We start from the raw sequence: 24,120 nt of genomic DNA, 5'->3' as shown, positions 1-24,120 counted from the left end.
TGGTCTCTGTGGACAGTTTATATAGCCCTGCAGGTGTCGCCATCCACTTAGCGTGTGACTATCAGGGCTGGGAACCTCCAAAACACTTCGTAGAGAAGATCACCTGCAGGTCGCGTAGAGTATCAGATCGCTCCGGCATCAGTGAACTCAAGTTAGACACAGATATCTGCACGGTTTACGGCCATGGCCAGTCTTATCTATTCGGGGCTGCCTCAACGCTCCAGTTCGCCTTGTACAACAAAAGCAAAGAAGCCCATTACTCTGACAAGCTGGATTACTTCAAAGACCGCTGGAACAGTAAAACCAGTGACTTCCTGAAACCGCTCTACAACCCGGAAGAAACCGTCTGGCGGGCAGAAGTACGCTTCTCACACTCAGTAATCCACCAGTTCGCACTGGCCAACCAAACCACCATCAATACCTATGAAGACGTGATTAAACACCTGGGGGGCTTATGGACCTATGGTCTGAATAACTTCCGCTACGACTACAACTCAAGATTCATCCATCCTGCATGGACTGTGCTGATGACGGAAGCCGGTTTTGATCAGTTCGAGACAGGTTTTGAATACCGTAGGGAATACAAAAAGCCAGGTGTTGGCAATGAGCGGAATGTCACGATCGCCCTGGGTAACCTGCTATCGATCTACGCACGCAACAAATTCCCCGCTCACTATGCGTTGAAGTGCCTCAAGCGAAGTGGCTTATATGTTGATTTAATGGGGTATTTTCGGAGTAGAGGTTTAAATCGTTCTGATTTGATCCGGTATATTGAGGATGGTTTAATTGATAGAAGATTAAGAACGAAAGTATCTTAATTAGTATAGCTTTTATGCAAAAAAGCCGGTAATTAACACCGGCTATTTTTAAAAACTTACTGTTTAATTATTTTTAGATCTGCTTTTCCGTGAGTGCAAGTTGGAATAGCAGCCTTAACCATTGAGCCTTTAATCATTGCTCCATGATTTAATGCTTTAACTGTTGTAGCTAGCCCTGTAAAACTATCTACAAGGTTTTTACCTCCAGGTGTACTCTGAGCACCAACTGAACTGAGAGTACCATTTGGGTTTAATTTGACAGTAAGGTTAGAACTTTCAAAAAAAGCAGAGTCATATTGAATCAAATACTTAGAGTCATAATCTGGATAAGTAACTGTTTCTTGCATATCTACAGGAAGACAAGCTTTACCATCAGGGCCTCCGGCGAACATTATCACATTACCTTTATTATCAAGAACTTTATCATGCTTATATGTAGTCAACACTGACTTCCAAGGATATACAAAAACACCTTCATATTTATCCATGCATTTCTTGTTCTCATCTTTAATACAAGCTTCCGACAAATTTTGATTTGTATATAACTTTCCAGAACATCCCGTCAATACAATCAAAGAAAGTACAGCTATTATTTTTATATACACTGTTTTCATATTCTTTCCCTAAATATAAGCTATTAGATACAATCATTTGGATTAAATGTGGATTGAGCTGTCAGTGAAGTAAGTGAAGATACAGGAGGACCGTATAAGCAAGAAGCTCCTTTTGCATCTTGTTTTGTGATACTTAATGACCAATCTCCTTGACCATTACATTGAGGATAATGCATAACAGAAAACGGATCGTAGCTTGTTAGCGGAGTCCATTCAGAATCTTCAAAGCAGGTACCGGATTCTGCTCTAGTATGCTCATGGCGGAAACCTAAAACGTGGCCAAGCTCATGTCTTAATATTCCAACCAGATTTAATTTCTGATTACTATCTAAATTAAATGATGACTCATCTATTAATAGATTTCTCGATTCTCGAGAATAATTTGGAAAAAACGCCCTAGCAAGGTACTGCCTATTTACATCGACTGGCCTAACATCGAAAAGAACGGATTTATTACTAGCAGTACAATTTAAATCATGCTCCGGCTTATGTATAAATATAACTCCCGCAGACTCTTGCCATTCTTTAGCTGCTAAAGCCATTTTATTAACAACTTCCTCATACCTGCTTTTAAACTCTTTACTTACACAATAAGTTAAATTTAGTTTTATTGCGTCACTCCACTTAGCTGTATTTCCTCCAGGTGAATGTACTATTAATTTTACACCATAGTCAGAGCTTGGCCATCCAGCTTTTATTTCTTGATAATAAAAACGTTCTAGCATGTCTTCGCTAGGTATTGGAGTATCACCGTTAACAATAAACACACCATTTTCGAATGGTTCTTTATAAACATTTTTCCTGAAATCACTATAGCTTTCAGAAGCTGAGATATTTCTAGACTTTGCAGATAACATCTGAAGCTGGAAATTTGCCTCATAAAACTCATTCTGATCAGAGCTTGTTGCAATAGAAGGAAGAAGTAATAATGGAAAAGAAAGAATTAGTCGTTTCATATCAGTAATCCCTCTGATTAATATCGACAGGGGAAAAGTATAACAACAAAAAAATATTTAACTCAAATGAACGAATCAGGTTCTGAGAACTTAAATACTGCCTGTAGCACATTCTTTTTTTAGTTTTCAATAAGTTATAATGATTAACAATTTGTAATTATCTTTTACTTTAATCAATACAACTTATAATAGTTTTAATTTATAAATCACGTAACTCACTGAATATAAAGACAATAATTCTCAATACTCCTCTAAACAAAATTCTGATTAGTGTGCATAGGTCATGGTGATATACAGAATGTCTCAAATCAAAAAAATACTATAGACAGCAATTATTTACCTAATTTATAAAGAATCTAAGTCTGTGCTGCACTTGCGAAAACCGTAAATTTTTTTCTTTCCACATTCTCTCCACTTTGCAGATGTCTGTTGATGTCCGGTCTGAACTTAAAAACGTCAACCTACAGCCAACTCAGGGCATCAGTTTCTATCAGCTTCCATCTGAACTGATATAAAGCTCATTTATCCATTGTCACTAAAGTTCCACGAAACATCTCTTGCTGCACTGCATCAAATTGTCTATTCTCAATGATCGCATGATGCATTGATGCACCCTGTCAGGGATGTAACTCAGTCTGGAACCGGGAAAACTACCTAAAGGCGGCTTTATGGAAAACAACAGCAATCTCTTCTCTAACCCTCAGGAATTCATTAATTACCTGAACCAGGAAAGCCAGAAAGTACTGGCCATGTATTCCTCTGCTGGCAGCGAAGACATGTTTAAACAATTCAGCCAGTCATGGACTGAACTGGCAGCGAAATCCTTTGAAGACCCGACCGCCTGGGTAAAAGCCATTGCAGACTACCAGCAAGCACAGTTAAATCTGTGGCAAAACCTGCTATCCGGCAAAAGCAGTGAACAGGAAAATGCCAAGTCTGACCGCCGCTTTGCAGCCGAGGAATGGAGCAAAAACCCGGTATTTTCTTATATTAAGGAATCTTACTTCCTTGGCTCCAAGCTGCTCAATGAAATGGCTTCGAATGCCAATCTCAGTGAAAACGAACAGCGCAAGCTTGAGTTTTATACTCAGCAGTATATTGACGCCATGTCACCGACTAACTTTGCAGTCACCAATCCGGAAGTGATGCAGCAGGCACTGGACACTAACGGTCAGAGCCTGGTTGATGGCCTTAAAAACCTGCTGAGCGACTTTGAAAAAGGCCGTATCAGCATGACGGATGAGTCGGCATTCACCCTGGGTGAAAACATTGCCACGACCAAAGGCAGCGTCGTGTTTGAAAACGAAATGCTGCAGCTCATCCAGTACGCGCCAACCACAGAAAAAGTTTTCGCCCGTCCGACCCTGATTGTTCCACCCTGCATTAACAAGTTCTACATAATGGACCTGCAGGAACATAACTCGTATGTGAAATACTGTGTTGATCAGGGACAGACTGTCTTCCTGATTTCCTGGCTGAACCCTACCGTTGAGCAACGGGATCTGAACTGGGATAACTATGTTGAAGACGGCGTTCTGAAAGCCGTCAGCACCATTAAAGAGATCACCGACAGCAACAAAATCAACTGCGTATCCTGGTGTATCGGCGGGACTATTCTGGCATCAACACTGGCCGTCATGGCAAAACGTAAAGATGATTCGATTGCCTCTGCAACCTTCCTGACCACCCTGACAGACTTCACCGACCCGGGTGATCTTCGGGTATTCATCGATGAACAGCAGGTTGAGCAAATTGTCCAGAAAGTTGATGAAGACGGCTTACTGAAAGGCCGCAGCCTGGCAACTGCCTTTAACATGCTGCGTTCGAATGATCTGGTTTGGTCCTATGTGGTAAACAACTACCTGAAGGGCCAGAACCCGGCACCTTTTGATATTCTGTATTGGAACAGCGACTCAACCAACCTGCCTGCTAGCATGTACAACTTCTACATCAACAATATGTATATCGGCAACAAACTGGTTGAACCCGGCGGATTAACTATCTGCGGTGAAAAAATTGATCTGCGGGACATCAAAATCCCGGTGTACTTCCTGTCCACTATCGATGATCACATCGCCCCCTGGAAAGGCACCTTTGCCGGTACAGAACTGATGCAGGGCAATATCGAATTTGTGCTGGGCGCCAGCGGTCATGTTGCCGGGGTAATCAACCCGGTTTCAAAAAACCGTCGCCACTACTGGTGCAGCGGTGAGCTGGGCAAAGGAGCGGATCACTGGCTGGAAAGCGCCAAACGGGAAGAAGGCAGCTGGTGGAGCCACTGGAATAAATGGATTAAACCCAAAGCCGGTAAAAAAACTGATGCTCCAGCTACACCAGGCAACGCAAGCCATCCGGTAATCGAGCCGGCACCAGGCCGCTATGTCAGTGTGCGTGTAGATTAATCACCGTCTGCAACATCCTTTTAAAAAACCGGGGCAACCCGGTTTTTTTAAGCTTCATATTTACACGCTGTGTTTCTAAGCATGTCACTTAGCGGTATCATGCGCCTTTTATTCCGGCAAGATACCCTGTGAACCCAACTCCCCTGTCAAAGCGCCTGTCAGAAATCAAAACAATCCTGATACTTGGCCTGCCAATCATTATTGCCCAGCTATCCCAGACAGCCATTGGTTTCGTGGATACCCTGATGGCCGCCCGGGTCAGTGCAGAAGATCTTGCTGCAGTTGCGCTTGGCTCCAGCTTCTGGCTCCCCATCCTTCTGAGCATGGGTGGAATATTAATGGCGACTACCCCTTTGGTTGCCCACCACGTCGGTGCCGGCGAGGAAAAAGAGACCCGGGTTCAGTTCCAGCAGGGACAATGGATTGCCCTGTGCCTGACGGTTATCGCGATTATTTTACTGAACAACAACACTGCACTGCTGGAATACATGGATATACACGGCAGCTTACTGGCAAAAACCCAGGCATACTTATCAGCTTTGTCCTGGGGTGTACCCGCCATACTGTTTTACCAGGTTATTCGCAGCTACTGCGAGGGCTTCGGCAAAACCCGGCCAATCATGAAGATAGGTATTCTTGCCCTGCTCTGTAATATCCCGCTGAATTACATTTTCATTTACGGAAAACTGGGATTACCTGCGATGGGCGGGGTCGGCTGCGGCTGGGCCAGTGCGATTGTCATGTGGATAATGGCTATAGCAAGCAGCCTGTACATCAGCAAAAGCGAACTGTTCAAACCCATTAAGCTCTTTAACCAGTGGCAAAACCCACAACGCAAACCACTGGGATCAATACTCCGCCTTGGCATTCCGATAGGTTTTACGCTGCTGATTGAAGTTAGCATGTTCAGTGTTATTGCCCTGCTGGTTGCCCGACTCGGTGAGGTGGTTGTTGCTGCCCATCAGATCACCATCAGCTTCACCGGGATGATTTTCATGCTCCCCCTGAGTATTGCCATGGCGATTACGATCCGGGTTGGCCAGCAACTGGGGGCAAAAAACCGTGAAGGAGCAAGATTCACTGCGACCTCAGGCCTGCTGCTCACCGGCAGCTTTTCGGTGGTTTCCTGCAGCTTTATGTATCTGATGGCTACCCCCATCGCACAAATGTACACCCCACTGACGGATGTGGTTGTACTTGCCAGCAGCCTGATTGTTATTGCGGCTATTTTTCAGTTTTCGGATGCCATCCAGGTAGTTGCGGCCGGAGCACTGCGGGGCTACAAGGACACCAGCGTGCCACTGCTGGTAGTTTTCGTTGCGTACTGGCTGATAGGCCTCCCTTCAGGTTACATACTCGGATTGACAGACTTGCTGGTACCCGCCATGGGCGCCGCCGGCTTCTGGTATGGCCTGGTTATCGGACTGACCGTAGCCGCTATACTGTTACCATGGCGTTTATTCCGTTTAGCCCGATAAATATCACTCTGAACAGGCTCAGGTTTTTCTGCAGCCTGTGCTTATGCCTTATCCTGTCCGGCTGCCAGCCCAGCACCCCGGAAGATATGCTGGAAGACTATATCAGCCGGTTAGGAAACGTTCTTGATCTGGACGCCTCACTGGACCTCAGTGATATTCATCCCACCCCCTTGCCGCGGCGACGCCTGCGTATTCTGGAAGAAACACCGGTACGTCAGGGCCTGCTTGAAGTACTGGAACTTCGGCAGTGCGATCTGCTGCCTTTAATTGCCCGGCGCAACAGTTCACTGGGAAGGGTCATGAAGCCCTCACAGAAACTGGTCTATGAACTGAAATTCATTGTGCTTATGCGCCAGTGTGTTAACCGTATCAGCACTCAGGAGCTGGAACCGGAAGTACGGGAACAGATACTCAACATCTGGGCAATCAAACAGGCAAATCTGCCTGCGGTACTTTGGAACAGCCTGTATAACACTGACGAGATGGAAGCTAACTTCTCAGCGTCAGAACCGCCTCTGGATCTTCCCTCAGAAGACATATCTGAAAAACGTTTACAGCAGGCACGCTTTGCCAGCGTAAAACTGAGCCTGCAACACTTTCAGCAACTCAGCAGCCTTGCAGGACAGCCCCATAACTGGCCACTGCCGGACTTCATCGACGATATAGAAGATGATTACCTTACCCTCTACAGCAACCGGTTTGGCAGCCGCTGGCAGCGCTCTCTTGTGCTCGCCACGGCAACACTCAATCAGGGTGCAATTCTGATAGAACGGCGCCTAAAATCCAGACCATTCTGTTTCAGCGGCCACCGCAACCAAAAAGCCGAGATATTAATGAATGTCTTTCAGAAGTATTACGCCGGCCAGCTTCAACCCTATCTGGCCAACATCCATCAACAAGGTGAAGTCTGGCTTGCAGCCCACGAAGCGATTCTGACACCACTACAGAACACTTTGCCCGACGCCATGCGCGAGTACCGCAAAGACTACCTCGACCGGTCCAACGAAAAAGGACAATGGCAACAATACCGCCAGGCGTTACGGCGTCACACCGCTGCCTGGCAGGATATTCTGGGCCAATGCGATATGATGCCGGACGGCACCCGCTGAATCCTAACATCCTCATTTTGGGTAAAACCGGCGGAACACTGGCCGTAACCCCAAGTCATAAAACTCTGTAAAACAATCAGTTAAATACTATTACCCATTATGCAGAGCATAACTGCTACACCTGATGATTAGCAGAAATGATTACTCTAAAATCAGTAGCTCAAATTAATGACCGTTACAGTCTCACACCCTAGTGGATCAGTCAGGGTGTCGTCAGGAGCAGGGATGACCGCACGACCCGTTGCAGCAAATAAACATCAGTCTGGCAAAATGACCAGCCCGGTTATTGCTGTCTATGCGCTGCTGCTAACGCTGACTCTGGCACTTACATCCATGGCTGCGGTTGAAATGGATGTGCGCATGAGCCAGGCTCAAATCGAAAAACTGGGACGCCAGTATGGCGAACAGGCCAAAAAACGCTTACTTGCCTGGCAAAGACTGATCGATGAAATCGGTACCGACCCCGAAGATATCAAACTGCGCAAAGTAAATAAGTTCTTCAACCAGGTTCGCTTTATTGATGATATTAAGCACTGGGGCAAAAAAGACTACTGGGCGACACCCGTTGAATTTCTGATTTCCAACGGTGGTGACTGTGAAGACTTCACCATTGCCAAATATTACACCCTCCGCCAGGTTGGCGTGCCGGTGGAAAAGCTGAGCCTCGCATATGTTAAAGCCCTGGAACTGAACCAGGCACATATGGTGCTCACCTACTATGAAAAACCTTCATCAACCCCGCTGATTCTTGATAACCTGATTTCACGGATTAAACCGGCAAACCGCCGGCCGGACCTGCTGCACGTATACAGTTTCAATGCCGACAATTTATGGCTGACAAAGAAAGGCCGCCGCAGCACACTTGTTGGAACATCAGATCAGCTGAAACCCTGGGTAAAACTGAAATCAAGAATTCAGAACCTGGATAAAGACATTAACGTACAATAAGCGGATGTAGAGAAAAGGAAGAGTCATGTCTATCGTAAACCAGTTAATGGCTGCAGTTTTAGCCGTCCTGCTAGGCCTGGTATCCGGATCTGTCTATCTGATGTCGGATAGCTCCAAAGCAATGTTACTCAACCAGCTTGAGTCCCATGGCCAGGACACCGCTACCCACCTGGGGCTTTACCTTGCGCCTTACATGCTGCAGGAAGACGAAGCCACCATTGAAACCACGGTCAACGCGATTTTTGACAGCGGCTTTTACCAGCAAATAAAGGTAGTTAACAACCAGGGACAGGAACTGTTTTCTAAAAGCACACCGCCACAGATAAGTGAACAGGTGCCACAATGGTTCGTGGACATTGTTAAAATTGATCCGCCGGAAATGACCCGTGAAGTCACCTCCGCCTGGAATAAAGCCGGCTCGATATTTGTGCAGAGCCGCGCAGGCTATGCTTATGAGCAGCTATGGCGCGGAACCAAACAAACCTTCCTTTGGTTTGTAGTGCTGTCACTGCTCAGCATTGTCTTTATCCATTTCTTACTGCGCTACATTCTAAATCCGTTAAAAGGTGTGGAAGATCAGGCCGTCGCCCTGTCTGAACGCCGCTACGTAGAACAGGAAAACATTCCGAAAAGCCGGGAATTACGCCGGGTAGTTATCGCCATGAACATGATGGTGCAGCGTGTAAAAGCGATGTTCGATGCTCAGGCAAAACAAATCGAAGAAATCCGCCGCACTGCATATCAGGACGAACTGACCGGGCTGGCGAACTATCGCTCTACACAATCACAACTGGTCGAAAGACTGGATTACCGTAAAGACTTCGGTAACGGCACGATGATCTACCTGCACATTGCCGACCTGCAGGGGTTAAACCAGAAACTTGGTGTCGAGAAATCAAACAATTTCATTAAAGCCACCGCCGGACAGATGGAAAAAGTTGCTGCCTGCTGCGAACAGTCCGTGATCGGACGTCTCACAGGCTCAGATTTTGTTCTGCTTGCAGACCTGACCAACCCTGATCACCTGCAGCGTGAACTCAATACCCTGATCAGCAGCCTGCATGACTATTACCGTCAGCTGCAACACGACAGCAGAGATGCACAGGCCCCAATCTATATCGGTACCACTCCATTCAGGGAAGACAGCAATGCCAGCCAGTTAATCGCTAACGCCCGGATTGCCAGCGAGCAGGCAGTTGCCGATAACAACCACGTTCACTGCATACAGGCAGAAGAACAGGAACAGCAGCAACAGAACAGCTGGCACCAGCATGTTTCTGACAAAGTCAGCCGCGGCGATATCTTCCTGCAGAGCCAGCCGGTATATGCCGTGGGCAATACAGAGAAGCACCTGCAGCAGGAACTGTTCGCACGGATACTTAACCAGGAAAACGAGCCCTGCATGGCCGGTGAATTTATCAGCGTCATCAAACAACTCGACCTGATGACAGAACTGGATAAAACCGTCATCAAAAAAGCAATCGAACGGTTACAGAAAGGCGACCAGAACACCTTCTGTATCAACCTCAGCAATGACTCATTACGGGAAGACAGCTTCTACAACTGGTTTGCTGACGCTGTACGCGGCCTGAATGTGCCACAACAACTTCAGATCGAAATCAACGAATCATCCGTGCTGAACAACATGGAACGGGTTGTGCGCTTCCGCCAGCAACTTAAGGATTCACGCATTGGCTTCGGTGTAGATAACTTTGGCGTACATCCTGCGGGCTTCGCTTACCTTTATAGCCTGCATCCTGATTATATTAAGATTGACGGCTCACTGATCCGTGAAATTGATAATAACGCTGAAGACCGCTTCTTCGTACGCAGCCTGTCAACCGTCGCTCACAGCCTGGATATTCAGGCATACGCTGAGCACGTAGAGCGTAACGAACAACTGAATGTTCTCGCCGAGCTGGAAATTAATGGTAGCCAGGGCTGGGTACATGGACGTCCGGTGGTATTAGACTAATCCGCCACACCTTTTCCCAGACACAAAAAAACGCCGCTGAAAAGCGGCGTTTTTTTAAAAGCGCAAACCTTAACGGTGCTTGGTAACCAGCTGTTCCAGCTTGTTGCTGATGCGGTCTTCACGGGCCTGGGCACGCTGCGCCTGCTGGTTTTGCTGACGACGCTTATTGGCTTCTTTCAACTGCCCTTTTGCATGCTCTGCTTCTGATGCAGTAACAGTACCCGCTGATTCACCGGACAGATCAATACGGTCGGCACCTTCCTGCAGACTGCGGAAGTAATGCGGCGAGCGAACATAGGACGCCAGCGCACGCTTGATCTTATTCTTAGCCAGTTTTTCATCAGCAATCAGATCTTCCTGAATACCAATTTTCAGAGGGCGAACATTTTTACGGTTAAACACCTGAGGGTACAACTCGCAAATTAATTGCAGAGCGGCCTGGTTCGCGGCACGGTTCTTGTTCTTAGACTTCGACGGTGCTGCAGATGTTGCTGCTGTATCAGTAGCTGTCACAATGAGTTCTCTCGTTACTTACCGGGCTGTTGCCGGACTAAAACTTGGTATTACCATACAGAGAGCTGATATTACGTACATCAGCGAAGCTGTACAGTTAAATTTTAAATAAAGTCGTTATTCGCCTTTGCGAATATAATAAAAAAATCGTTCGTCATCCGCGTCCTGCGCAATAAGCTCATGCCCCAGAAAGGTACAGAACTTAGGAATATCCCGCTGCGTCGAAGGATCTGTTGCCAGTACCTGCAACACCTCACCGGAGATCATCTCACGTACTTTATTGTGCAACAGCATCACGGGCTCCGGGCAATATAAGCCACAGGCATCCATGACGTGGTCTGCTTTCACTTCAACCATTCTATGTACAACCTCATATTAACAGGTCGCTATTGTCGCAAATAATTTGTTCCAGCAAAACCCATTCAGGTCACGGAAAATGTTACGCTTATAGTCAGGACTATAAAAAAGGAGCCTAACATGATCCGCGTTATCATCGAACGTCACATTGCCGATGACTTAGAAGAACATTATGAACAAGCAGCCCGTAGCACGCTGGCCCAGGCTATGCAGGCCCACGGCTTTGTCTCCGGCGAATCTCTGCGTAATGCATTTGATCACAATCACCGTATCGTACTGGCGAATTACCGCTCAGTGCAGGACTGGCAGCGCTGGTATTCCTCGTCTGAACGCCAGAGCATGATGGCAACCATCTCACCGATGCTTCAGCGGGAAGAGAAAATCACCGTCCTGGAACAGTAAATCCCTGCACACCGGGAAGAATTAAAGAATCCTGATGTGACAGGTAATTTCTTCCCGGTCATGATAAAGATGCTTGGCCGCCATACGATACTTAAAGCCAGCCTCCTCCAACGCCGTCTCAATCATTGCCAGACAGCTGCGCACCTCTGTATAACGCTGTTTCATCGGCAATTTAAGATTAAAAACGGTTTCCCGACACCAGCCATTCACCAGCCACCGGATCATCAGATCTGTCACGCGGGCGGGCTTATCCACAATATCGCACACCATCCAGTCCAAATTCTTAGCCGGCTGAAAGGTAAAAGCATCTTCAGGCTTATGGGTCACCTGACCACTTTCCATCAATGACTCAGCCATCGGACCATTATCCACAGCCGTCACAAACATATTTTGTTTAACCAACTGCCAGGTCCAGCCTCCCGGGGCAGCTCCTAAATCAGCCGCTTTCAGACCACCACTGATGTAATGCTGCCATTCATGGGGCGGTACAAACCAGTGCCAGGCTTCCTCTAACTTCAGAGTAGAACGGCTCGGTGCCGCATTCGGAAACTTAAGCCGCATGATCCCCATTGGCCAGGGGGCAGAATTTTCAACCGGGGCAACCCCCAGATAGAAACATGTGCCGGTCAGCGCAAAAATATGCAACCGATACGGGTTAGCATCCGCCAGTAACTTACTGCGGCGCAGTTTTTGACTGAACGCAGAACTGAAGCTGTTACAGAAACGCTGCATTTCACGTCCGTCAGTTGTATCTGCAGGCTCAACCATTACTGACTGACAAGGCGGCAGCTCTGCAACCTTTTCAAGCAACGGAGAGATACGGTCATCTGCAGAAATCTCATCAACCACAGGTAAACAGGCAACCCACTGACGGGCAAAAATCAGTTTGCTGAAATCAGCTTCATCAACCAGGCGCAGTGCGGCACCCGACTCGTGGGTGACATACAGTACATAACCACTGTTATCTTCCAGCTTACAATATCCGTAGATACCTTCTGCCTCAGCAACATCCCGTATTTCAGCCGCGCACTCTTTCTCAAAACCCGGGCGGCAATAAAGTAATAAATGATTCATAAAAGTCCTGACTGATTTCAGAGTGATGTTGAGAGGCAAATCTGCTGACACTGTGCAACCGCGTATTCGAGATGTTGCTGCTGGGTCAGACCACTGGCTTTACGGGGCTTGAGATCATGATCGCCGTCCTCCAGCCAATAGACGTTGATTCCGTCAGCCAGCGTGTAATCACTGACGACTTCCTGCTTGCCCATCGGATCACGGGTACCCTGAAAGATACTGACAGAGCCTGTTGTGGTCTCTAAATGTTCAGTCCTCAGCTTATCCTGCTTCCCGGGAGCATAAAACGGATAGCCAAAAACAAAGCAACCGGATACTTCCGGAAGATCTGCCAGCATCGTCGCCATTCGCCCGCCCATAGATTTACCGGCCAGATATAACGGGACGTTATCCTGTGAATACGTCGCGATCAGCTGCTGGAAATGCTCAAGCAATTTAGGCTGCCGGTCCGGCGGACGGCGTTTACCGTCTTCACGGCGCTTCTGCATATAGGGAAACTCAAAACGAATCACTTCAATATCATCGCTTGCCAGACGGTGGGCCACATCTGCCATAAAGTCGCTGTCCATCGGTGCCCCGGCACCATGGGCGAACAAAATACGCGCCCGCCCCGCTTTTCCATCAGTTAACATCAAACTGCCTGTCACAAAAAAGCGGCGATTATAGCCTGATTTCCCGTACCTATATAGCAATAGTCCGGTTACACGCGAGAAAGCACTGTAAGCATCTGAAAACTCGAACTATAGACTTTGGGCTAATACTTAATCTCATATGATGTACTTGATCTACATCAAGAAAGCCCCCGTTAAGTATAAAAGGTACCCCAGCAAGCCTATTGCCAATCCTGCAAACACACCAGTTCGCCCATCGCCCAAGACCAAAAAATATCATTTAAAATCAAACAGATAAAAAACAAAAAAGTTGTTTACCAAATGCTCAATCTAAGTAAAAGACGACATATTTAATGTGACAAACTGTCGCAACTAATCCTGTAAACGCATTGAAATACTAGGGCTATTTCATGATAATAGCCCCCGGAAATTTTACTTTCTAAACCTTATTAATAGCTTGTTGATGAGAGCCTGATATGAGCACTGCAGCTGAACACCCAACCTACAATTACAAGGTGGTGCGTCAATTCGCCATCATGACAGTGGTATGGGGCATTGTTGGAATGGCCGTGGGCGTCTTAATTGCCTCCCAGTTAGTATGGCCTGCATTAAACTTTGATACTGCTTGGTTAACCTATGGTCGTTTACGTCCATTGCATACCAATGCTGTTATCTTTGCATTTGGAGGCTGCGCGTTATTTGCCACCTCTTACTACGTGGTACAGCGTACCTGCCAGGTTCGTCTGATTTCAGACAAACTTGCCGCATTTACATTCTGGGGCTGGCAGTTAGTTATCGTTGCCGCTGCTATCACCTTACCTTTAGGTATTACGTCTTCTAAAGAATACGCTGAACTGGAATGGCCGATCGATATCCTGATCACCATTGTATGGGTTGCATATGCAATCGTATTCCTTGGAACTGTTAAGATCCGTAAGACCTCCCACATCTATGTGGGTAACTGGTTCTACATGGCCTTCATTATTACGGTTGCGGTATTACACATTGTAAACAGCGCTGCAGTACCGGTTTCACTGTCCGGCTTCAAATCTTACTCTGTTTACCCGGGTGCGATTGATGCGATGGTACAGTGGTGGTACGGCCATAACGCAGTAGGCTTCTTCCTGACTGCAGGCTTCCTGGGCATGATGTACTACTTCGTACCTAAGCAGGCTGAACGTCCGATCTACTCTTACCGTCTGTCTATCGTTCACTTCTGGGCTCTGATCGCTACTTACATGTGGGCCGGTGGTCACCACCTGCACTACACAGCGCTGCCTGACTGGACTCAGTCTGTAGCAATGGTTATGTCCCTGATCCTGCTGGCACCATCCTGGGGCGGTATGATCAACGGTATGATGACCCTGTCCGGCGCATGGCACAAGCTGCGCACCGATCCGGTACTGCGCTTCCTGGTTGTATCTCTGTCTTTCTACGGTATGTCTACCTTCGAAGGTCCGATGATGTCTATCAAGACAGTAAACGCGCTGTCTCACTACACTGACTGGACTGTAGGCCACGTACACGCCGGTGCACTGGGCTGGGTAGCAATGATCTCTATCGGTGCTGTTTATCACATGATTCCGCGCCTTTGGGGCAAGGCTCAGATGTACAGTGTTGGACTGATCAACACCCACTTCTGGCTGGCAACTATCGGTACTGTACTGTACATCTGCGCGATGTGGGTTAACGGTATCCTGCAGGGTCTGATGTGGCGTGCAGTTAACGAAGACGGCACTCTGACCTACAGCTTCGTTGAAGCACTGGAAGCAAGCCACCCTGGCTACTTCGTACGTGCACTTGGCGGTGCTTTCTTCCTGACCGGTATGTTCTTAATGGCATACAACGTCTGGCAGACAGTGCGTAAAGACAGCAAGGCGCCAGCCGCCGACGCGTCAGCACAAGCAGCGTAAGTTCAGGAGCAGATTGAAATGATCAAACACGAAACGATTGAAAAGAACATTGGCATAATGGTTCTGCTGATCATCCTGGTGATCAGCGGTGGTGGCCTTGCTGAAATCGTCCCCCTGTTCTTTAGTAAATCTACGACTAAGCCAATTGAAGGCTTACGCCCGTACACCGCTCTTGAAATGGAAGGCCGTGACATCTACATCCGTGAAGGCTGTAACACCTGTCACTCTCAGATGATTCGTCCTTTCCGTGCGGAAACTGAGCGCTACGGTCACTACTCAACAGCCAACGAAGGCGTTTGGGAGCACCCATTCCTGTGGGGTTCCAAGCGTACCGGTCCTGATCTGGCCCGTGTTGGCGGCCGTTACAGTGATGACTGGCACCGTGCTCACCTGTACAACCCGCGTGACGTAGTTCCTGAATCTAAAATGCCGTCCTACCCATGGTTGTTTGAAAACAAGCTGGATGGAAAAGACACTTCAGCCAAGCTGACAGTCTTTAAGAGTTTTGGCGTACCTTACACCGATGAGCAGATCGCTAATGCTGGTGAAGAAGTGAAAGGTAAGACTGAAATTGAAGCTGTTGTTGCTTATCTGCAGTCGCTAGGCAAGCTTCACTCCGTCTACAACAACAAGCGGTAATTACAGTGAGCTACGAAGTTTACGGCCCATTCATTCCGGTAATCATGCTGATTACCTTCATAGGCCTTTTTATCTGGGTATTACTGCCCGGCAACAAAAAAAGGTTTGATGATGCATCACAACTGCCCTTCGCCGATGAAGATAAAGCTGCAAGTGATGAGTCTGAAAGGGCCAGTAACGGGAGAAACAAATAATGAGTGATTTTTGGAGCATCTGGGTAAGTGTAATTACGCTGGGCGTAATTGGCGGTTGCGCTGCCCTGCTTTGGTCTACTCGCAAGAGTGAAGTCCACAAAGGGGCGACCGAAGAAACAACCGGTCATACATTCGATGGTATCGAAGAGTATGACAACCCAATGCCAGGCTGGTGGTTACAGATGTTTGTTGCCACTATCATCTTCGGTTTAGCTTACCTGCTGTTGTACCCGGGTCTGGGTAACTTCAAAGGCTTCTTCGGCTGGACACAGATTACCCAGTATGAAGAAGAAGTAGCTTACGCGGAAGAAACATACCGTCCGGTTTTCGCCAAGTATTCTGCAATGTCTGTTGAAGAACTGCAGTCTCAGCCTGAAGGTCTGAAAATGGGCCAGCGCATGTTCGCCAACAACTGTTCTCTGTGCCACGGCACAACAGGTTCCGGCGCACACGGCTTCCCTAACCTGACTGACGCTGACTGGCTGTACGGCGGCGACGCTGACACCATCAAGGCTACTATTGCTGCAGGCCGTACCGGTGCAATGCCTCCATGGGGCGAAGTACTGGGTGAAGAAGGTGTACGTGACATGACTAACTACGTAATGTCACTGAGCGGCAAGAACGCTGATGCTGAAGCCGCTGCACGTGGTGAACAGCAGTTCCAGGCTCTGTGTACAGCTTGTCACGGCCAGGATGCTAAAGGTGTTCAGGCACTGGGTGCACCTAACCTGACAGACGACGTATGGTTATACGGCGGTTCTTTCGAACAGATCAGCCACACTATCCGTGTTGGTCGCAGCGGCGTAATGCCAGCTCATAAAGACCTGCTGAGCGACGACAAGATCCACCTGATCACATCTTACGTGTACAGCCTGTCAAATAAATAAGACTGGCTTAGATCAATAAAAAGGCGATATGTTAAACTACATATCGCCTTTTTTTTTTGCCTGAGGTTTTCAGCCAGAGGAATGGGCGTATAATATTCGCGTTTGCTAATACACGGACTGTGAGCACAGCCTTTTCTGTTTTACCCCCGCTCACAAAAATGCCAAAACTCTTTATGCTCCAATGTGTTAGCCTGTATTCGACGACTAATGGTGAGGATTGGTATGAATCAAATACCAGTAAAAGATGTTACCCCAAAGAGCAAGAACAACGGCGCTCCAGAAACATATGACCTGTACGCCAAACGGGTCCATATCTATGTAAAGTACTACAAAGGTTTTTTTAAGAACTTCCGCACCATTTCCGGCTTCATCATGCTGGCTATGTTCTACGGTTTCTCATGGTTACAGTGGAATGGCCAGCAGGCTGTACTCTTTGATCTGCCAAACCGTCAGTTTCACGTATTTAACTTCACCTTCTGGCCCCAGGATTTCATCCTCCTGTCCTGGCTATTAATTATTCTCGCTTTCGTGCTCTTCTTCGTAACCGTGTTTGCAGGCCGGCTCTGGTGTGGCTACGCCTGCCCTCAATTCGTCTGGACCTGGTTCTTTATCTGGGCTGAGCGGATTACAGAAGGCGACCGCAACGTTCGGATGCGGCGTGACAAGCAGCCGATGGGCGCAGAAAAATTCTTCCGCAAAGCTGCCAAGCACAGCCTCTGGCTGATCATCGCTGCGGCAACAGGTATCGCCTTTGTTGGATATTTTTCGCCGATCCGTGAACTGATCCCTGACTTACTGGCCTTTAACCTTGGCCCATGGGAAACCTGGTGGATTGGTTTCTTCATCGTTGCCACTTACGCCAATGCCGGCTGGTTACGGGAACAGGTATGCATCTACATGTGCCCTTACGCCCGTTTCCAGAGTGTAATGTTCGATCAGGACACACTGGTTATATCCTACGATGAAGCCCGGGGTGAAAACCGCGGCAAACGTAAAAAGAACTTTGATTACAAAGCGGCAGGCATGGGAGACTGTATTGACTGCGGTAACTGCGTTCACGTCTGCCCTGTCGGCATCGATATCCGTGACGGCCTGCAATATGAATGTGTTGCCTGTGGCGCCTGCGTTGATGCCTGTGACGACATTATGGACCGCATGGGATATGACCGCGGCCTGATTCGCTACACAACTGAACACGCACTTGAAGGCGGAAAAACCCACATCCTCCGTCCTCGCCTGGTGGGATACTTTGTCGCCATGTGCGCAATGTTCATTGCCTTCGGCTATACCCTGTACGCCCGGGTTCCGCTGGAAGTCGATATCATCCGCGACCGGGGCCAGTTGTACATTGAAGCGTCCAACGGCACCATCGAAAACGCCTACATGCTGAAACTGGCTAACAAGTCACAGCAAGACCACCGCTACAGCATTGAAGTCACCGGTATCGACGGTCTGAAAATGATCAGTGACAGTGAAGTGAATATCCGTTCAGGGGAACTTCTTGATCACCCGGTCCGTCTACAAATCAAACCGGCCTACCTGGAGCGCCCTAACTACAACATTATGTTCCATGTTAAAGCGCTGGACGATGCCGATATCAGTGTTGATGAAGAGAATCGCTTTATCGGACCGACCAATCGACGCTAAAACGATGCTTAACAGCACCGAGTGAGTTAAAATAGCCGTTTCGCCCGAGACGGCTTTTATCTTTTTGAAGGAAGATCATGTCCCAACCTAATTCTGCCGCCCCATGGTATAAGCAGCCGTGGCTTTGGTTTATTCTTGCACCTCTGATTGCAACGTTTCTGTATTCCACAGTATATATTTCCGCCGCTATTTTTACCCGTGACACACTGGTACGGGATGACTACGTCAAACATGCGAAAGAAATTAAACAGGACAACTCCAAAATTCAGGCCGCAGCGGACCTGGGTGTTAAAGCAATCCTTAAGATTGATTCTCTGACGGGTGATATCAGCGTAGAACTCAGCAGCGACGGCGGCACCCAGAAACCAGAAAACATGACGCTGGATCTGGTACATGCAACCCTGGCTGACCGGGACATTGCCGTCAGTCTGCGCCGGGTCCGTGATGGCCTCTATCTGGGCAGTATCGACCACAAACCTCTGGGTAAACAATACGTCATCCTGCAGCCAGAAGACGGCAGCTGGCAGATTCGCCAGTCCATATTCCCTCCTTATGACGATACCCCATTCGAACTGATTCCGCTTAAGACCAATTAATGTCTGAAAGATCTTCTGCTAACCAGCCGCAGCTGTGTTTCCACTGCGGCCTGGACGTACCTGCCAACTCCGGATACGCCGCTGAAATAAACGGCAAGTTACAGCCTATGTGCTGCCCGGGTTGTCAGGCAGTTGCCGAAGCAATTGCTGCCGGCGGGCTTGAGAACTACTACAAGCACCGCACCAGTGATGCCCAGTCACCGAATACTGCTGACCGCAACCAATCCCAGCAACGCCTGGCGGAACTAAAGCTATATGATGAAGCTTCAGTCCAGCAAAGCTTCGTCAATACTCTAAGTGACGGCAGCAAACAGGCGGCACTGGTCATTGAGGGCATTACCTGCGCCGCCTGTGTATGGCTACTGGAACATCACCTTTCCGCACTGGAAGGGGTTACCCAGGCATCGGTCAACATGACCAACCACCGGGCTCAGATCAGCTGGAATCCTGATCAGATTGACCTGAGTAAAATTCTCGGCGCAATATACTCGATTGGCTATCAGGGTCACCCGTACCACCCCAATAAAGAAGAACAGCTGCTGGCAGCAGAAACCCGCCGCGCCACCCGGCGCCTGGGCGTTGCCGGCATCTTCACCATGCAAATCATGATGCTGGCCGCAGCCATTTATGCAGACAGCAGCAACCAGCTTGAACAACAATTTATCACCTTCATTCGCTGGGCAAGCTTTGTCCTTGCCACGCCAGTGGTGTTTTATGCCGCAAGACCTTTCTTTGATGCTGCATGGCGGGATCTGAAAACCCGCAGCCTAACCATGGATGTGCCGGTCTCTATAGCGATAGGCGGTGCTTACACTGCCAGTGTATGGGCAACAGCCACCGCCACCGGTGAAGTATATTTTGACTCGGTAAGCATGTTCACCTTCTTCCTGCTGGTTGGCCGCTACCTCGAAATGAAAGCCCGCCACCGCACCGGCCGTGCAGGCAACTCGTTGCTCAACCTGCTGCCGGCAAGCGCAACGGTCATCCGTAACGGACAGGAAATACTGATTCCCGCCACCGACCTTAAAACAGGTGACCGGGTCATCGTTAAACCGGGACATACAGTATCTGCCGACGGCATTATTATTGCCGGTAACAGCAGCATCGATGAATCAGCCCTCACCGGTGAATACCTGCCGCTGAACAAACAACCCGGTGATAAAGTTGTTGGCGGTACCATTAATGTTGAAAACCCACTGGAAATAGAAGTCACTGACGTCGGCGCAGAATCTAAGCTGTCTTCCGTGGTCCGGTTGCTGGATCGTGCCCACCAGGAAAAACCTGCCGTGGCAAAAACCGCTGACAAGATCGCCGGTTACTTTGTTGCTGCCGTATTAATTACGGCCATCACTGTAGCGCTGATCTGGTGGAACATTGCCCCGGAACACGCACTCTGGATCACCCTCTCAGTACTGGTTGTTACCTGCCCCTGTGCACTGTCACTGGCGACCCCTACTGCGCTGACAGCCGCCACCGGTGCCCTGCGGGAAAACGGTATCCTTATTACCCGGGGGCATGTTCTGGAAAGCCTCTCAAACGCTACCCATATAGTGTTTGATAAAACCGGCACGCTCACTGAAGGGAACCTGTCCCTGCAGCAAACCATCAGCCTGGGAGAGATGAATAACAGTGAATGTCTTGATATTGCTGCAGCACTGGAAGCTCACTCCGAGCATCCGATCGCTAAAGCCTTCCATGGTCACCTGGAAGAATTTCAGATCACTCCTGCCACTGACCTCCAGAACCATATTGGCGAAGGCCTTGAAGGTAATATCAACGGTGTAACTTACAGAATTGGTAAACCAGAATTTGCCAGTGCTCACTGCCCACAGGTGCTGAGTTATCAGGATGCACCGGATAATAATGGTCAGTGGCTCCTGCTCGTTACTGAACAGACACCGCTGGCATGGTTCTGTCTCAACGATCCGCTTCGCAAATATGCTGCGCAGTCTGTTGAGAAGCTACAACAGCAAGGCCTGACCGTTACCATGCTGACAGGTGACAATTCCGCGGCTGTCGGCGCCGTCTCCCAGCAACTGAATATCGACCAGGTCATCTCCGGTGTATCTCCGGAAGAAAAGTTACAGCACGTCCAGCAATTACAGGCTGACGGTGCCCGGGTCATCATGGTCGGTGACGGTATCAACGATATCCCGGTTCTGGCCGGCGCTCAGATTTCCATTGCCATGGGAGCAGCCACAGACCTTGCCAAGACCAACGCTGATGCGGTGCTGATTTCCAGTGACCTGCAACGCCTTCCACAGGCACTTAACCACGCGAAAAAAACACAGCGAATTATCCGCCAGAATTTGGCCTGGGCGCTGGTGTATAATATTATCGCCCTGCCGCTGGCTGCCAGCGGGCTAATTGCCCCTTACATGGCTGCTATTGGCATGTCTGCAAGCTCACTGGTGGTTGTAGGAAATGCCCTGCGGCTATCGCGCCTGAAACAGCCCCTTAAAGCTGCCAGGCAACCGGTTTCACCGCCAGATGTGACAGCAGTCAAATCACAAAGTTAATCAGGCTACGGATATCTAATGGACATCATCTACCTGCTAATCCCAATCGCGATGATCCTGGCGGGGCTGGGTATCTGGGGATTTTTCTGGTGCGTTAACAGCGGCCAGTATGACGATATGGAATCCCCAGCCCACAGTATCCTCTATGATGACGACGAGCATCTGATTCCCGACGACGCCAAACAGAAACCTGCTGATAAACAGGATGACTGAACTCAGTATCTTTTATGCCATGCTGCTGGGGCTGCTTGGCAGCGCTCACTGTCTCGGTATGTGCGGAGGCATTTCCAGCGCAATTGCGATGGGGATCAACCGGCAGAATAATCACCCTCTGTTACTCCTGTTCAGCTTCAATACTGGCCGAGTCCTGAGCTACGCACTTGCCGGTGGCATACTCGGCGGACTGGGATGGCTCATTGAATCCCCCACTACCGGCCTGATTATGCGTACTGTCGCAGGTCTGATGCTTATCCTGCTCGGCCTGTATATCGCCAGATGGTGGCAGGCAGTCACCTATATAGAACGCCTGGGCAAGCACCTCTGGAAACATATACAACCATTCAGCAAACAGTTGCTGCCGGTCAGTTCAGTGCCCAACGCCCTGTTGCTGGGCAGCTTGTGGGGCTGGCTTCCCTGCGGGCTTGTTTACTCAACCCTTATCTGGAGCGCCAGTGCCGCTGACTGGCAAACATCCGCCATGCTAATGGCAGGCTTTGGCATTGGAACGATCCCGGCCATGTTGGTCACCGGACTGCTGGCCCGGCAACTACAGGAATTCTTACAACATAAGCTCACTCAGGCGATGGCCGGCCTGTGCATTATCGGCTTTGGAATATACACCCTGCCAACTTCCGGTTTACTGCAATTCTTCAGCGCTTGACCAGGGTCAATGCGACTGCCCTATAGCACGCATAAAATATCCTCATACCAAAATAAGTCGGCACAGACCGGCCCCTATACAGTTTTAGCAAGAGACTTACGCAGTGACTCAACCAAATCTAATTGAATGGGATCTGGATCTGATCCGACGTTACGATCTGTCAGGCCCCCGTTACACTTCTTACCCTACCGCCATCCAGTTTGATCCTACTCTGCAGGCCAGCGACCTGGTTGACTGTGGGCAAAACACCGCGGATACCAGCACACCACTATCGCTTTACGTGCACATCCCGTTCTGTGCTCACGTGTGCTATTACTGCGCCTGTAACAAAGTTATCACCCGTAACCGCAAAAAAGCCCAGCCTTATCTCGACACCCTGTATCAGGAAATGGCACAGCTTTCTAAATGGTATTCCAAAGACCGGGTCGTTGAGCAACTGCACTGGGGCGGCGGTACCCCGACCTTCATCAGCAATGAACAAATGACCGAGCTGATGCAGGCACTGCGTGACAACTTTAATCTGCTGGATGATGACAGCGGCGATTACTCGATTGAAATTGACCCCCGCGAAGTGGATAACGAAACCCTTCAGGTACTACGTAACATCGGTTTTAACCGTATAAGCCTGGGTGTGCAGGACGTTGAACTGAAAGTTCAGGAAGCCGTTAACCGGGTACAACCGGTTGAAGAAGTGGCAGCAGTTCTGACCGAAGCACGCCGTCTTGGTTTCCGTTCCATCAATATGGACCTGATCTACGGGCTGCCTCATCAGACACTTGAGAGCTTCAAGAAAACCCTCTCAACAATCATTGAACTGAGTCCGGATCGCCTGAGCGTATTTAACTATGCGCATATGCCTGACCGTTTCCGTTCCCAGAAACACATTCATGCTGAAGACCTGCCAAGCCCGGAAACCAAACTGGCTATTCTTGAAACGACCATCGCCATACTGACCGACGCAGGCTACGTGTATATAGGTATGGATCATTTTGCCAAGCCCGATGACGAACTCGCCATCGCCCAGCGCAATAACCAGCTGCACCGTAACTTCCAGGGCTATACCACTCATAAAGAATGTGACCTGGTTGCAATGGGCGTTTCCTCAATCAGCCAGATCGGTGATGTTTATTATCAGAACCAGCACGACATGCGTCTCTATACAGATGCAGTCGAAAGCGATGTTCATGCGATTAACCGGGGCGTCACCCTGAGCCGTGATGACCGTATCCGCCGGGCAGTTATCACTCAGCTGATTTGTCACTTTGAACTGGACAAAGACCGCATTGAAGCAGACTTTGATATCGTCTTTGACGATTACTTTGCCGATGAACTCGAAGAAATTGGTCAGTTTGCTCAGGACGGTCTCGTCAGCGTCGAAAAACAGGGGCGGGAGCTTCTGGTAACCGGCACTGGCCGGCTGCTTATTCGCCGGATCTGCATGACATTTGATGCCTACATTCCAAAGCGAACGGCCACTCAGGGATTCTCCCGAATTATCTGACCGGTAACACTGTAAGTCCTGAGCAAATCACCGCTCAGGACAGCAGCAGCGAGCAACAGACTTAACAAAACAGTTACTTTTTGCGGC

The 24,120-nt window shown here is 48.9% G+C and carries 23 protein-coding genes; 17 read left to right on the top strand and 6 right to left on the bottom strand.

Annotation, left to right across the window (positions count from 1 at the left end; translation table 11 throughout):
- Positions 1-818: phage replication initiation factor (locus tag JYB63_RS21820; RefSeq protein ID WP_509149416.1), on the top strand; the 818-nt coding region annotated here is incomplete at its 5' end.
- A gap of 56 nt (positions 819-874) precedes the next feature.
- On the opposite strand, the gene JYB63_RS21815 is transcribed toward JYB63_RS21820, so the two are convergent.
- Positions 875-1,432: a hypothetical protein gene (locus JYB63_RS21815; protein WP_205660049.1), complete on the bottom strand. Its 558-nt coding sequence runs from the start codon at positions 1,430-1,432 to the stop codon at positions 875-877.
- 23 nt (positions 1,433-1,455) lie between these two features.
- On the bottom strand, positions 1,456-2,388 hold the full coding sequence (locus JYB63_RS21810) for a matrixin family metalloprotease (RefSeq protein ID WP_205660048.1): 933 nt from the start codon (positions 2,386-2,388) through the stop codon (positions 1,456-1,458).
- Positions 2,389-3,056: 668 nt separating this feature from the next.
- Between JYB63_RS21810 and JYB63_RS21805 the strand changes: the two genes are divergently transcribed.
- The 5 genes from JYB63_RS21805 (at position 3,057) to JYB63_RS21785 (ending at position 10,300) form a co-directional block, all read left to right on the top strand.
- Positions 3,057-4,790, top strand: a complete 1,734-nt coding sequence (locus tag JYB63_RS21805; protein WP_205660047.1) for a PHA/PHB synthase family protein — start codon at positions 3,057-3,059, stop codon at positions 4,788-4,790.
- Positions 4,791-4,918: 128 nt separating this feature from the next.
- On the top strand, positions 4,919-6,268 hold the full coding sequence (locus tag JYB63_RS21800) for an MATE family efflux transporter (RefSeq protein WP_205660046.1): 1,350 nt from the start codon (positions 4,919-4,921) through the stop codon (positions 6,266-6,268).
- A gap of 86 nt (positions 6,269-6,354) precedes the next feature.
- Positions 6,355-7,377: a DUF3080 family protein gene (locus JYB63_RS21795; protein ID WP_205660045.1), complete on the top strand. Its 1,023-nt coding sequence runs from the start codon at positions 6,355-6,357 to the stop codon at positions 7,375-7,377.
- Positions 7,378-7,602: 225 nt separating this feature from the next.
- Complete coding sequence (locus JYB63_RS21790; RefSeq protein ID WP_243432118.1) at positions 7,603-8,325, top strand: transglutaminase-like cysteine peptidase; 723 nt, start codon at positions 7,603-7,605, stop codon at positions 8,323-8,325.
- 25 nt (positions 8,326-8,350) lie between these two features.
- A complete protein-coding gene (locus JYB63_RS21785; protein WP_205660044.1) occupies positions 8,351-10,300 on the top strand; it encodes a bifunctional diguanylate cyclase/phosphodiesterase in 1,950 nt (649 codons plus the stop codon).
- Between the two features lie 69 nt (positions 10,301-10,369).
- Here JYB63_RS21785 and JYB63_RS21780 read toward each other — a convergent pair whose 3' ends face one another.
- Together JYB63_RS21780 and tusA are read right to left on the bottom strand one after the other, a co-directional pair.
- Complete coding sequence (locus JYB63_RS21780; protein WP_205660043.1) at positions 10,370-10,813, bottom strand: ProQ/FINO family protein; 444 nt, start codon at positions 10,811-10,813, stop codon at positions 10,370-10,372.
- A 117-nt stretch (positions 10,814-10,930) separates the two neighbouring features.
- Positions 10,931-11,170, bottom strand: coding sequence for a sulfurtransferase TusA (tusA, locus tag JYB63_RS21775; RefSeq protein WP_205660042.1), 240 nt, complete (start codon positions 11,168-11,170; stop codon positions 10,931-10,933).
- A gap of 120 nt (positions 11,171-11,290) precedes the next feature.
- Here tusA and JYB63_RS21770 point away from each other — a divergent pair, with 120 nt between their 5' ends.
- Complete coding sequence (locus JYB63_RS21770) at positions 11,291-11,572, top strand: antibiotic biosynthesis monooxygenase family protein (RefSeq protein ID WP_205660041.1); 282 nt, start codon at positions 11,291-11,293, stop codon at positions 11,570-11,572.
- 21 nt (positions 11,573-11,593) lie between these two features.
- Here the strand turns inward: JYB63_RS21770 and rlmM are convergent, their stop codons facing one another.
- Positions 11,594-12,646: a 23S rRNA (cytidine(2498)-2'-O)-methyltransferase RlmM gene (gene rlmM / locus JYB63_RS21765; protein WP_205660040.1), complete on the bottom strand. Its 1,053-nt coding sequence runs from the start codon at positions 12,644-12,646 to the stop codon at positions 11,594-11,596.
- Positions 12,647-12,663: 17 nt separating this feature from the next.
- A complete protein-coding gene (locus JYB63_RS21760) occupies positions 12,664-13,278 on the bottom strand; it encodes an alpha/beta family hydrolase (protein WP_205660039.1) in 615 nt (204 codons plus the stop codon).
- Positions 13,279-13,733: 455 nt separating this feature from the next.
- Here JYB63_RS21760 and ccoN point away from each other — a divergent pair, with 455 nt between their 5' ends.
- The 10 genes from ccoN to hemN all read left to right on the top strand — a co-directional run bounded on the left by ccoN (position 13,734) and on the right by hemN (position 24,033).
- Complete coding sequence (gene ccoN, locus JYB63_RS21755) at positions 13,734-15,170, top strand: cytochrome-c oxidase, cbb3-type subunit I (RefSeq protein WP_205660038.1); 1,437 nt, start codon at positions 13,734-13,736, stop codon at positions 15,168-15,170.
- Positions 15,171-15,188: 18 nt separating this feature from the next.
- Positions 15,189-15,809: a cytochrome-c oxidase, cbb3-type subunit II gene (ccoO, locus tag JYB63_RS21750; RefSeq protein WP_207758438.1), complete on the top strand. Its 621-nt coding sequence runs from the start codon at positions 15,189-15,191 to the stop codon at positions 15,807-15,809.
- A 44-nt stretch (positions 15,810-15,853) separates the two neighbouring features.
- Positions 15,854-16,003 (top strand): cbb3-type cytochrome oxidase subunit 3, encoded by a 150-nt coding sequence (locus tag JYB63_RS21745; RefSeq protein ID WP_207758440.1) that lies wholly within the window; start codon positions 15,854-15,856, stop codon positions 16,001-16,003.
- On the top strand, positions 16,003-16,890 hold the full coding sequence (gene ccoP / locus JYB63_RS21740; RefSeq protein WP_205660036.1) for a cytochrome-c oxidase, cbb3-type subunit III: 888 nt from the start codon (positions 16,003-16,005) through the stop codon (positions 16,888-16,890). The genes JYB63_RS21745 and ccoP overlap by 1 nt, the downstream gene beginning before the upstream one ends.
- A 222-nt stretch (positions 16,891-17,112) precedes the next feature.
- A complete protein-coding gene (gene ccoG / locus JYB63_RS21735) occupies positions 17,113-18,537 on the top strand; it encodes a cytochrome c oxidase accessory protein CcoG (protein WP_205660035.1) in 1,425 nt (474 codons plus the stop codon).
- Positions 18,538-18,614: 77 nt separating this feature from the next.
- Positions 18,615-19,133, top strand: coding sequence for a FixH family protein (locus JYB63_RS21730; RefSeq protein WP_205660034.1), 519 nt, complete (start codon positions 18,615-18,617; stop codon positions 19,131-19,133).
- The gene (locus JYB63_RS21725; protein WP_205660033.1) at positions 19,133-21,652 is read left to right on the top strand and encodes a heavy metal translocating P-type ATPase; all 2,520 of its coding nucleotides are present in this window, start codon (positions 19,133-19,135) and stop codon (positions 21,650-21,652) included. The genes JYB63_RS21730 and JYB63_RS21725 overlap by 1 nt, the downstream gene beginning before the upstream one ends.
- Positions 21,653-21,670: 18 nt before the next feature.
- Positions 21,671-21,865 (top strand): cbb3-type cytochrome oxidase assembly protein CcoS, encoded by a 195-nt coding sequence (gene ccoS / locus JYB63_RS21720; RefSeq protein WP_205660032.1) that lies wholly within the window; start codon positions 21,671-21,673, stop codon positions 21,863-21,865.
- Entirely contained in the window at positions 21,858-22,532 is a 675-nt protein-coding gene (locus tag JYB63_RS21715; RefSeq protein WP_205660031.1) for a sulfite exporter TauE/SafE family protein, read from the top strand. The genes ccoS and JYB63_RS21715 overlap by 8 nt, the downstream gene beginning before the upstream one ends.
- A 103-nt stretch (positions 22,533-22,635) precedes the next feature.
- Positions 22,636-24,033: an oxygen-independent coproporphyrinogen III oxidase gene (gene hemN / locus JYB63_RS21710; protein WP_205660030.1), complete on the top strand. Its 1,398-nt coding sequence runs from the start codon at positions 22,636-22,638 to the stop codon at positions 24,031-24,033.
- Positions 24,034-24,120: the final 87 nt, after the last annotated feature.

The sequence above is a fragment of the Aliamphritea spongicola genome (assembly GCF_017051665.1).
GTDB classification, from domain to species: Bacteria; Pseudomonadota; Gammaproteobacteria; order Pseudomonadales; family Balneatricaceae; genus Amphritea; species Amphritea spongicola.
Note: the sequence above shows the minus strand (reverse complement) of the source record. Positions and strands in the feature narration are given on the sequence as shown.

Bases quoted from the DNA above. Each gene is read 5' to 3' on its own strand.
- JYB63_RS21815 (WP_205660049.1), bottom strand. From the start codon at position 1,432: ATGAAAACAGTGTATATAAAAATAATAGCTGTACTTTCTTTGATTGTA.
- JYB63_RS21810 (WP_205660048.1), bottom strand. From the start codon at position 2,388: ATGAAACGACTAATTCTTTCTTTTCCATTATTACTTCTTCCTTCTATT.
- JYB63_RS21805 (WP_205660047.1), top strand. From the start codon at position 3,057: ATGGAAAACAACAGCAATCTCTTCTCTAACCCTCAGGAATTCATTAAT.
- JYB63_RS21795 (WP_205660045.1), top strand. From the start codon at position 6,355: ATGCTGGAAGACTATATCAGCCGGTTAGGAAACGTTCTTGATCTGGAC.
- JYB63_RS21790 (WP_243432118.1), top strand. From the start codon at position 7,603: ATGACCGCACGACCCGTTGCAGCAAATAAACATCAGTCTGGCAAAATG.
- JYB63_RS21785 (WP_205660044.1), top strand. From the start codon at position 8,351: ATGTCTATCGTAAACCAGTTAATGGCTGCAGTTTTAGCCGTCCTGCTA.
- tusA (WP_205660042.1), bottom strand. From the start codon at position 11,170: ATGGTTGAAGTGAAAGCAGACCACGTCATGGATGCCTGTGGCTTATAT.
- JYB63_RS21770 (WP_205660041.1), top strand. From the start codon at position 11,291: ATGATCCGCGTTATCATCGAACGTCACATTGCCGATGACTTAGAAGAA.
- rlmM (WP_205660040.1), bottom strand. From the start codon at position 12,646: ATGAATCATTTATTACTTTATTGCCGCCCGGGTTTTGAGAAAGAGTGC.
- JYB63_RS21760 (WP_205660039.1), bottom strand. From the start codon at position 13,278: ATGTTAACTGATGGAAAAGCGGGGCGGGCGCGTATTTTGTTCGCCCAT.
- ccoN (WP_205660038.1), top strand. From the start codon at position 13,734: ATGAGCACTGCAGCTGAACACCCAACCTACAATTACAAGGTGGTGCGT.
- ccoO (WP_207758438.1), top strand. From the start codon at position 15,189: ATGATCAAACACGAAACGATTGAAAAGAACATTGGCATAATGGTTCTG.
- JYB63_RS21745 (WP_207758440.1), top strand. From the start codon at position 15,854: ATGCTGATTACCTTCATAGGCCTTTTTATCTGGGTATTACTGCCCGGC.
- ccoP (WP_205660036.1), top strand. From the start codon at position 16,003: ATGAGTGATTTTTGGAGCATCTGGGTAAGTGTAATTACGCTGGGCGTA.
- ccoG (WP_205660035.1), top strand. From the start codon at position 17,113: ATGAATCAAATACCAGTAAAAGATGTTACCCCAAAGAGCAAGAACAAC.
- JYB63_RS21730 (WP_205660034.1), top strand. From the start codon at position 18,615: ATGTCCCAACCTAATTCTGCCGCCCCATGGTATAAGCAGCCGTGGCTT.
- JYB63_RS21725 (WP_205660033.1), top strand. From the start codon at position 19,133: ATGTCTGAAAGATCTTCTGCTAACCAGCCGCAGCTGTGTTTCCACTGC.
- ccoS (WP_205660032.1), top strand. From the start codon at position 21,671: ATGGACATCATCTACCTGCTAATCCCAATCGCGATGATCCTGGCGGGG.
- JYB63_RS21715 (WP_205660031.1), top strand. From the start codon at position 21,858: ATGACTGAACTCAGTATCTTTTATGCCATGCTGCTGGGGCTGCTTGGC.